The 9,700-nt window shown below is 40.4% G+C and carries 9 protein-coding genes; 7 read left to right on the plus strand and 2 right to left on the minus strand.

Translation table 11 applies throughout. The features are described from left to right. Positions 1-350: 350 nt before the first annotated feature. Positions 351-1,343, plus strand: coding sequence for an AhpC/TSA family protein (locus QSE00_RS24625; RefSeq protein WP_286107932.1), 993 nt, complete (start codon positions 351-353; stop codon positions 1,341-1,343). Between the two features lie 158 nt (positions 1,344-1,501). Here the strand turns inward: QSE00_RS24625 and QSE00_RS24630 are convergent, their stop codons facing one another. After that, positions 1,502-1,885: a group II intron maturase-specific domain-containing protein gene (locus QSE00_RS24630; protein WP_286107933.1), complete on the minus strand. Its 384-nt coding sequence runs from the start codon at positions 1,883-1,885 to the stop codon at positions 1,502-1,504. Between the two features lie 581 nt (positions 1,886-2,466). Here QSE00_RS24630 and mobC point away from each other — a divergent pair. Together mobC and QSE00_RS24640 are read left to right on the plus strand one after the other, a co-directional pair. Beyond that, positions 2,467-2,856, plus strand: coding sequence for a plasmid mobilization relaxosome protein MobC (gene mobC, locus QSE00_RS24635; protein ID WP_286107934.1), 390 nt, complete (start codon positions 2,467-2,469; stop codon positions 2,854-2,856). Next, positions 2,853-5,138, plus strand: a complete 2,286-nt coding sequence (locus QSE00_RS24640) for a relaxase/mobilization nuclease domain-containing protein (RefSeq protein ID WP_286107935.1) — start codon at positions 2,853-2,855, stop codon at positions 5,136-5,138. Before mobC ends, QSE00_RS24640 begins: the two co-directional genes overlap by 4 nt. Positions 5,139-5,545: 407 nt before the next feature. Here QSE00_RS24640 and QSE00_RS24645 read toward each other — a convergent pair whose 3' ends face one another. After that, a complete protein-coding gene (locus QSE00_RS24645) occupies positions 5,546-6,862 on the minus strand; it encodes a tyrosine-type recombinase/integrase (RefSeq protein ID WP_085500102.1) in 1,317 nt (438 codons plus the stop codon). Positions 6,863-7,182: 320 nt separating this feature from the next. Between QSE00_RS24645 and QSE00_RS24650 the strand changes: the two genes are divergently transcribed. From QSE00_RS24650 to QSE00_RS24665, 4 genes are all read left to right on the plus strand, one after another. After that, positions 7,183-7,857, plus strand: coding sequence for a hypothetical protein (locus QSE00_RS24650; RefSeq protein ID WP_286107936.1), 675 nt, complete (start codon positions 7,183-7,185; stop codon positions 7,855-7,857). A 127-nt stretch (positions 7,858-7,984) separates the two neighbouring features. After that, the gene (locus tag QSE00_RS24655; RefSeq protein ID WP_286107937.1) at positions 7,985-8,275 is read left to right on the plus strand and encodes a helix-turn-helix transcriptional regulator; all 291 of its coding nucleotides are present in this window, start codon (positions 7,985-7,987) and stop codon (positions 8,273-8,275) included. A 16-nt stretch (positions 8,276-8,291) separates the two neighbouring features. Further along, the gene (locus QSE00_RS24660) at positions 8,292-8,744 is read left to right on the plus strand and encodes a helix-turn-helix domain-containing protein (protein ID WP_286107938.1); all 453 of its coding nucleotides are present in this window, start codon (positions 8,292-8,294) and stop codon (positions 8,742-8,744) included. A 5-nt stretch (positions 8,745-8,749) separates the two neighbouring features. Further along, entirely contained in the window at positions 8,750-9,412 is a 663-nt protein-coding gene (locus tag QSE00_RS24665; protein ID WP_286107939.1) for a P-loop NTPase family protein, read from the plus strand. The last annotated feature ends 288 nt before the right edge of the window (positions 9,413-9,700 follow it).

Below are 9,700 nucleotides of genomic sequence, written 5' to 3' on the forward strand. Positions count from 1 at the left end.
TGACCCTATTTTACTGTAAAAAATATTTACATCAAATGTCCACTAATTTTACAGTCGGCAAGGGATTTGGTTATCCTCTTCCTAAGATGGAATTCAAAAAATGAAAAGTCCTTTAAAAAGAACCATTTTTGGTACAACACCATCTTTATTCATTCGCTCTTTTTACGGGCCGTTTTACGTGACTAAAGACCAGGAGAACTAATTGATAGGATAATTAAAGGTTTCATTGGTTTTTCAACGTTGACTAACATACACCCTACCTTAGTTAGAGATTTATTATCTTAGTTTTATAAGTGGGGTATCATCAATGATGCTATCCAATTGTTGGGAACAAGCAAAAACAAACATCGATGAAAAAAATAATATTTGGAATAATTACATTATTAGCTATTTCTTGTAATGAAAAAGCAGAATCTGAATTCTCTCTAAAGGGAACCACAAACGGCATTGAAAATGGAACAATTCTTTATTTAGATATTGGGAACAAAACAATTGACTCAACAAATATTGAGAATAATTCGTTCTCATTTAACTCAAAATTACCAAATTCACCATTACAAGTAATAATAAGAAAAAAAGACTTTTCACAATATAGATTTTTATGGGCAGAGAATAAACCAATGACATTTGACGCAACTAAAACTGATTTTAGAAATGCAAAAATAACAGGTTCTGAATCAGAAAATTTAAGTTTTAGTCTTCATCAAAAAATAGACACATTACCGAGAAATGAAAGACAAAAAGCGGAAATGGAATTTGTAAAAAACAATCCAAATAGCATTGTAAGTGCCTCAATGCTTTCGATTTATTCTACAACTTGGGGAAAAGAAAAAACTAAAGAACTTTATGAACAATTTTCAATAGAGAATAAAAATTCAAAATTTGCAAAGGAAATTACCAAATATATTGAACTGAATAAAGAACCAAAAATAGGAGAACAATTTGCAGACTTTGAATCGGAAGACCAAAATGGAAAACTAAAAAAATTGTCTGAATTAAAAGGAAGAGCTGTTCTTCTTGAATTTTGGGCTTCGTGGTGTGTTCCTTGTCGACAAGAGAACCCTAATCTTGTAAAAACCTACGAAAAATATAATCCAAAAGGGTTTCAAATATTTGCAGTTTCATTGGACGAGGATAAAGAAAGTTGGTTAAAAGCAATTGAAAAAGATAGTTTGAATTGGGAACACGTTAGTGATTTAAAAGGTCAAAGAAATGAAGCTTCACTCATTTATGGAATAAACGGAATACCTGACAATTTTCTAATTGCCGAAAACGGTGAAATAATAGGACGGAATTTACGAGGAGACCAATTAAATGAAAAGCTAAAAGAAATTCTGGAATAATGCCAGATTGCCAATCGAGTGGATGGCTCCGTCATCAAATGACGGAGTGCACCCCTCACACCACCGTACATACGGGTCTCGTATACGGCGGTTCGATAATGGAACTTATCGTTTGTAGTATTCGATTAAACTAACATAACCTTTCTTCTTTAACCGTTTTATGGTAATGGTAGTCGTAAAATAGGACTTTGAGCTACTGCCCAGCCTCCCATTCTTGTGCGACTCCACGCATAGGCATGGTCTTGGTCAATTCCTAAGCGAATCAGATTTTTCCGTTTCCGCACCGGTTTCTTCCAATGATGCCATATGCAATACCGTAATCGGTTTCTTAACCACTCTTCCAGCTTTTTAAGTTTTGCTTGAATGGATGCCGGTCTAAAGTAATCCACCCAACCACGTATCAACAGATTGATACGGCCGATACGTTCTTCAAAACTTGCCGGTATCTTCTTTTTAGTAAGGTATTTAAGCTTTTCCTTAAACCCTTTCCATTTGGACGGTGTTACCACGAGTTGATACGTTTTCGCCCCGATGGGCTTCATACCCCCAAGTAGACATAGGCTTTTAAAACTACTCTTTAAAATCAAGGTTTTTGAAAAATCTCGTTAAAGCAACGTATTTTGGAACAAAATACTAATCCTCAATGGTTTACCTAAATCCACCTTTATATAGACTTTCTGTAGAAGCACTTGTCATAGATTATTCCAAGCCCCTACGGAAGTTGGGAAACCGCCACCTCCAAGCCGACCATGCCGACGCACAGCGCCGATCCGCATTCGGTCGTCTTTCCAGTTACGGTTTCCCAACACCCTCGGAACCGCTCAAAAGTACAAGCGGAAAAAGCCGCTTGACCTTTCCTCTCCCTACACACAAAAAAATGAAACGTTTACCTATTCTTCCATCATTTCTATATAACAAATAAGACCGGATAAATCGGTTATCTGTACCCATTTGGCCTAGTATGGTTCTATATGATTAACGAGGTTAAATAACTGATTATTAGTTTGATATAATTCATTTTGATTGCCTATATTTATCTTCAAAGAAGATAGCAAGTTATGTTTTAAGCATCTTAAAACGCCTACTTCTTACGAAGTGAAAAACGATAAAATCGATTTAAAAAATGGTTGGAAACAAAGGCGGCAGAAAACAGTTGGGGGACAGGAAACGGGAGCATGCCATAACGCTTCGGTTCAATGGCAGGGAACTGGAAAAGGTAAAGGCCATCCTGCAGTCCTATAATCTCGATTTTCGGAAAAGGGGAACTATTGGCCCTTTCCTAAGAAAGCTTATCCTTAATAGGGAAACCATAAAGAGGCAACGGATACCCGATAGTATTTCGAACCTCAGTTACCAATTGAACAAGATAGGCACCAACATCAACCAATTGGTCAAGGTGGCCAACTACAAGAACATGCGTAGCCCAAATGCGAACGTAGATGGGGAGATGCAAAAGGCCAGCGAACTGATGCTTGAACTCATGGAGATCATCAACACCAAAGATCAAGAATGATAGCAAGGATTCTATATAGGAAAAGCGTTCAGGGAGTATTGAACTATGTATTGGGCAAGGCCGAAAGCACCATACTCGGCTTCCAGAACACCTATTCTGATACGGACACCAATACGGAGTTTTTTGGAAGGGTCCTCTACTATCTCGGCAATCGGCACGATTCCGAAAGGAGATATTTACATGCCACTATCAACCTTCCCCGTGGCGAACAATTGGACGACAAGGACTTTTTTGAACTTTCCAAAGCTTACATGGAACATATGGGCTATGGGGAACAGCCCTTTATTGTAGTACGTCACTGTGATACCAAGCACGAACATGTCCATATCGTTTCGACCACCATTAAAGAGGATTGTCTGCAGATAAACCTTTCCAACGATTTCAGAAGGAACGTAGCCACCCAGAAATACTTGGAAAAGCAGTTCGGGCTTTCCTCGTCGCTCGATACGAAACAGACCAAGGAACTCCCGAAATACGAAATGCCCCAATTTAAGAACGAGGACATCAACGGGGTCAGGTTCTATTTGCAGGACATTGTTAGCAACACTTTGCAAAAGTACAAGGTGAGGAGCTTTAAAGAACTTTCCGAATTTCTGAGGCCCCACCACATTCAGCTAAGGACCGTAAATCACAATGGTAGGATAGGCGTATCGTTCGGCATCGAAGTAAAGGACGGCTACAGGTCGAGATTTATCAACGGTTATACCGTCCACCCACAATTGAGCGGTCCAAAACTGCAAAAGGTCTTTGAGCTCAACCAAAAATCCAAGTTATTGCCCATGGTCAAAAAACGGTTGGAAAAACAACTGCGTACCACTTTTGGACTTTTCAGGACCATCGGCCCCGAACACCTTCCCGATATACTGAGATGCCATCAAAAATTGGATTGTAGGCTAAACTATGACGGACAGGGAAAAGCAGTGGATTTCTCGATATATGACAAATCGGGATATGTCCTCAATAGCAAAGAAATGGAGAAGGATATAGGAATCCTAGAAAACCCGGCACTGTTCGAATGTGAATATACCCAGATGTATGCGGAAAGCGTTCAGCTGCAATTGGAGCTCCAGCGGTGCATCAAGGAAGCCTATCGTAGCAGCTATCAGGATTCATGGAACAGGACCCTTTTTTCTGAACATATCATTAGGATTCCCATAAAGTCTATAGTTACGGAAATGGCCAAATCGGAACGCTTTAGGTTTCTTAGGAAGTATCTGCATACCGACAACCGAAACCTGGGCGATCTGATACAATTGCAGTTCGATATTGTAAAGGACAAGCTTTATAATATGGAATCGATAAGGGAAGAACGGGAATTGCAGGCAAAGGCCGGACTTATAAAACAGGTAATTGACAAACAGCTTTTTGATCCGCCAGGGCAAAGGGAATTCCTTTTTGAGCTTTTGAAAAGTCTCGGGACCAAATATGATAGGGGAATCCTCACCTATGCGAATTCTTATCAGTACGGAGTCAAGCTAGATTTAGGGCATGAACCGATACCGAACCAAAACGAATTTTATGCCTCCCCGGGCTTTATGAAGGAGAACCAAAAAGTATTGGACGGACTTATGAACGACAGAACAGCCAAAGAAATTGGACTTAGGCCGACCTCGATGTTCCTACCATTGATGTTCCCCAACCTCTATCAAACTACGAGCCAGTCATATAGGCAAATGTTTGACCGGTTGAGCCTGAAGGCCTTTCATAAATATGCAGAGCGTATGCAGGTATCCTTCGAGAAATCTCCGAACGACTATATCACGTTTTTTAATGAAAAAGGCTTTTATTTTGAGAAAAGGGAAGGGAGACTATGCATCGGTTCGATATATTCCAAGTATCCGGTCGATGTTCTGCTTTCACTAAAAGCACAGGCCTATCTGGAATCATCAAACGATCTGAACAAGACCTTGGAGAACCAAGCGAAAATCTTGGAGGATATCGCAACTAACGAGCAGGATAACCTAAAAAACCTCTGGTCGACATACTTGATAGAACGGGGACAATATAAGAAGGCATCCTATCTTTTTGTATTGGATGGGGCCAGGCCAAACCTCCCCATTGAGATATTGGAACACCATATGGAAAACGGGTTAAGGGAAGCACTGCACACCGTTGCCAAAATACAGATTGACAGGAAGCAGGCAAATCTTCTGAGAATAGGTGTCTATGCGTTGGGCAATCTGTTGGGAAGTGATAATCCCAAACCGGAAGAAGCCTTCAACGGCTTTAAGGATGAATTGACAGACTATTCCAAGTATAAGGGCAAAGGTCTTTCTATGTAGGCTTTGGGCAATGGGTACAATACGAAATTTAGCATCTTAGCTCGTGCTTTTTTGTGGATAGGAGGAACAAAACATAAGTTACTAAAGATTGGGAATGTTGAGCACATCATAATCTCATATACCACCATGGGAATTTGGAGGAAAAATAGAAAACCAAAAATTGTTTTATACTTAGACGGATAATCGTGACATCAATCGCGGCATTTTTATGGAAAACCCTTTATAATAGGGATTTAATCTCGACATAAATCCTATAAAAATAGTGGCTTTCTAAAGCTTATAACTGCTAGTGTCGATGATATATTCAGTACCCCTCTCTTTACCATCTTTATTAAATATGGAGAGCTTCATAAGTTCATCAACCTCTCGTGAGACCGTTCTATCGGGAATAGTAAGTCGCATATCTTCTACGATTCCGTGATTTTAGCATTAATCTCATCTAGTATTTTTTCAGTGACGCTTTTGCCGTAGTGTTTTTCAGTTACCTGAACACTCGAATGGCCAAGTCCTGATGATATCTTTCGGATATCGATACCCATGTCAAGACCTATATTGGTCCAGGTATCTCGAAGTGTGTAGGTGGTTATCTTTTTCGAAATACCAGCTAAAGCTGCAATTTTATTGGCATACTTATTAAAGATTTTGACTTTGCCATTATTGACCTTATGTAGACGTTCTGGCGTGGTATTGGGTGGAATAATTGGAAAGAGGTAATCTTCATCTTTTTGATCCTTGAGGTAATGGCGGATAATATTTAAGGACTCTTCATTTTGAAGAACACTAAAATAATCTCCTTCATAATGAGTTTTTTTGCGAAAATATTTGATACGATTATCCTCAAACTGAAACCACTTTAGGATTGCAACATCAAAGAAGTTCATGCCCATATTATTGAACATAAAAAGAAGATAATTCCTATTATGCCAAATCGGAGTATCTGGTTCTAATTCCAATTTTCTGATTTTATGAATATCTGACAATTCAATAGGTGCTGGAGCGTTTTCATGGCTCTGCTTTTTAAAATTGGAGAGTGGCCTATGATCTTTTAAGTCCTCAAATGCTTTTCCCGCATCGTTCATAATCGCTTGAAGACTTCTTAGGTGCATGGCAGGCGTATTTTTGGATTTATACCTGTTGCTCATATAGGCTTTGAAGTCCTTTAAAAATGAGTAGTCTATAGACTTGATTTCCATATCCAAATCTTTGAAGTTCTCTAGAGGAAACAATCCATTTTCCTTAACCTCATACAATGTTTTAATCAACATGGTATCATCCTGACCTTTAAGTTTTTTTCGAAATTTGATTAAGGCCTTCAATGCGTCCTCGTAAGAGCTTGCCGTTGAAAATCGCTGTTCCATACGAAGTCGGTGGAGATACACTCCCCCATAATTAAGGATTGTACGAGAGGGAGATTTTTTAAAAAAGCATTGCTCTATTTCTGATTTTAACCTATCCATATCCCACCTCCTTATTTCTCCCTCGTGCTCATCGATCCATAAATCCACATCGGAAAAAGTTTTTTGGGTCCGTTTAGTATGGCGCACAGAGTTCAATATACCTGTGATTTTCCCTGTCCTAAAATCGTATTGGTTTTCCTTTAGGTGTAAATTGAATGGAATGTAGCGTGTTTTTCGGTTATGATTAATACACAAAACCAACATGAATTTATTATCTTTAGTGGTGTTAGATGCCCGTTTATCGAAGGTTATCTTAATTGTGGCCATGAGGAAGAAGAATTTATTTTCAGCGTGCTTTCAGCGTGCTTTTTTTGGTTTCATATGGTTTAATCTGAAACTAAAGATACGTAAAACACCTGTAAAATAGGCATTTAGGCATATATAAAATCATATGAAACTATAAATGAACCGACTGTTAATCAGAGGGTCCTTGGTTCGAGCCCAAGAGGGGGAGCTCAATGAGAATAGGCTTTACGAGAAATCGTGAAGCCTTTTTCTTTTCATGGGGACAACATAGGGACAACATTTTTTTCCGCTCTATTTCTTCACTTTTATTTATATTTATTGGTAGGAAGATTGGGATCCCAATGGAAAAATTCATCCAAAACGCCGGTAGGGCACTTGCCAGGGTACGGACCGCCACCAATGATTTTCTGAACGAACGGATCGGGGGCAATAGGGGAAACCTTATTTTTTTCCTTGTTTGCGTATATATCCTGTTCATACTTCTTGTTTCGGCCGTTATCAATTTTAGGTCGCTTATCGACCATTATGCGATATATCTTGGGTTGTTATTGGCCTTGGTTCTGGCCATACTTTGGGTGGCGGTTTTTTATGAGTCCGAATCCCATATGGCCAAGGACGGACATGGTTTTACAATGGAGCGGTTGAAAAGGTCAAGGATGAAGTTCCATCTTTTGGATCTGGACCCTGATGGGCAAAAGGAACTCGAACGCATACTCATGGGCAGGAATGTCTTTACCAAGATCAACTTTACCATGGGCAACAAAAGCGGGGAATCGGCAAACCACCGTTTACTTTTTGTCCTGTTCGATGAGATCATTGTCGGGGGAATTACTGAGATTACCGGAGAACGGAAACTGGAATTCTTCCAATTTCTGCAAAACTCCTTTCTTATGAACGGTGAACCGATCAACCCCAATACCCTAAAGTCCAGTTTCTCCTCTTGGAAGGCCGATCAGGAAAAGACAAATTCCAAGAACCAACGGAAATTGGTAAAACAGATGCTGGGCAAAGCATAATTATAGCATAATCCTTCCCAAACCCCGATTATCGTATTGACATGTGCATATCTGTTGCCATATGTTTGTCCCGTACAAAAGAGCGATCGGCCGGTTGCACATTCTTCAAAATCCTAAAAATACGATCATGGAAAATCAACAGGATGTGGTAACACTACTTACACAGATCAAGGGGCTATTGGCCCACAACAAAAAAACGCTCAATGTGGATGACCTGGCACGTTACACGGGTCTTTCAAAGAGCAAGATATATAAACTTACCCAACAGCGGCTCATCCCCATGGGGAACAATCCCCATATCCGCCAGAAATTCTTCGACAAGGATACCATTGACGCCTGGCTCCTGGGGGAACCTGACCTTTCCGACGAGACCTTGGAACGCCGTTTCAACGAGTCCTTGTTGAAGAACAGGAAGTAACCGGATGTCCAGAGGCATGGAACCAACGGAAAGGAATTTTCAGGGCATCTGGATACCCAGATCGATCTATCTGAACAAGGAGGTGAACTGGTATGCCAAGATCCTTTTTTTGGAGATACACAGCTTTACGGAAAACGGGAGGGAATGCTATATGTCCAACAGGTACATCGCCTCCTTCCTTCACATTTCCGAACGACAGGTCAGCAGGTACATTTCCGAACTGAAATCCCTGGGCTGGATAGAAGAGACCTCCTTCAACGGAAGGAAGCGCTACTTGAGAAGTCTGCTCCGTTTTGGGTTTAAAATGGGCGACCCTGCCCCGACAAAAGTGTCCGGGCTGCCTAGACATAGATGTCCAGGCAGCATGGACAAAAATGTCGAGTATACTAAACAAGTAACAAAACAAGGAAAAAAAGAATTTACCTTTTTAAAAGTAGAAAATAAAAATAGAAGTCCAATATTGGAATAATCGCTATGGAAAAGGGATGGTCGGAACAATTTCGGAAAAAGGAAACGCAACCAAGACCTTTATGCGCCCCGGAAAAATTTAAAAAAGTTTTTTTCAGGGCGGCACAGGAATTTTATGCCCGCATGGATCTCGACTTTGAAGTGGACGGGACCAACAAAAATTTCCTTGGGCATTTCTGCAGGTATTGGAACCGGGACCCTGCATTCGAACTTTTGGAAAATATTTCCCTAAGAAAGGGATTGATGGTCTTCGGTTCCTACGGCACTGGAAAGACATCGAGTTTTAAGATCATCCAGAATATGTCGAGACAATATGGTCTCAGGGCACTTTGGTTCCCTTCCATCAGTGCCCAGGAAGTGGTGGACAAGTACAATGCAGAAAAGAACAAGGACGATGTTATAGACTACTATTCCAAGGGAACCTTCCTGTTCGATGACCTGGGATCTGAAACTGTGGCGAACAATGTTTACCAGTACGGAAAGGAGGATATATTCGTCAGGATATTGCTCAACCGTTACCGCAATTTTGAGGACCTGGGGACAAAGACCCATATCACCACCAACCTGAACTCTTCCCAAATAGAGGACCGGTACGGCAGGCAGATCTCGGACCGGTTCGTAAGGATGTTCAACCAGTTAAAGTTGGACGGCCCCAGTCGGAGAAAGTAGCTGGTGAAAAGAAAAATAGACTTAAAGGTGGTTGTTAAGGTTTTAAAAGGGGATTATGGGCCATAAGAAGATAGGCCAAAAACGAAGCATATGATCCTACATAATTTTTAGTTGGTGCCTTCATTTTGGGGGTATTCGAAAACCGGTTGCGTAGCGTTTAAGGTTGATTTCCATGTTAAAACCAAGAAAAAAATGACAAAAGTCTCAAGCTATATTTTTGACATAGGGTTGTTGTCTTTTAATGACAGCACAGACCCTATGTACAAGCTTGTTCCTTACGTTGTTTAC

Source organism: Arenibacter flavimaris (assembly GCF_030291335.1).
Lineage (GTDB): Bacteria > Bacteroidota > Bacteroidia > Flavobacteriales > Flavobacteriaceae > Arenibacter.

Coding starts and splice junctions, on each gene's coding strand:
- QSE00_RS24625 (WP_286107932.1), top strand. CDS start 351: ATGAAAAAAATAATATTTGGAATAATTACATTATTAGCTATTTCTTGT.
- QSE00_RS24630 (WP_286107933.1), bottom strand. CDS start 1,885: ATGAAGCCCATCGGGGCGAAAACGTATCAACTCGTGGTAACACCGTCC.
- mobC (WP_286107934.1), top strand. CDS start 2,467: ATGGTTGGAAACAAAGGCGGCAGAAAACAGTTGGGGGACAGGAAACGG.
- QSE00_RS24640 (WP_286107935.1), top strand. CDS start 2,853: ATGATAGCAAGGATTCTATATAGGAAAAGCGTTCAGGGAGTATTGAAC.
- QSE00_RS24645 (WP_085500102.1), bottom strand. CDS start 6,862: ATGGCCACAATTAAGATAACCTTCGATAAACGGGCATCTAACACCACT.
- QSE00_RS24650 (WP_286107936.1), top strand. CDS start 7,183: ATGGAAAAATTCATCCAAAACGCCGGTAGGGCACTTGCCAGGGTACGG.
- QSE00_RS24655 (WP_286107937.1), top strand. CDS start 7,985: ATGGAAAATCAACAGGATGTGGTAACACTACTTACACAGATCAAGGGG.
- QSE00_RS24660 (WP_286107938.1), top strand. CDS start 8,292: ATGGAACCAACGGAAAGGAATTTTCAGGGCATCTGGATACCCAGATCG.
- QSE00_RS24665 (WP_286107939.1), top strand. CDS start 8,750: ATGGAAAAGGGATGGTCGGAACAATTTCGGAAAAAGGAAACGCAACCA.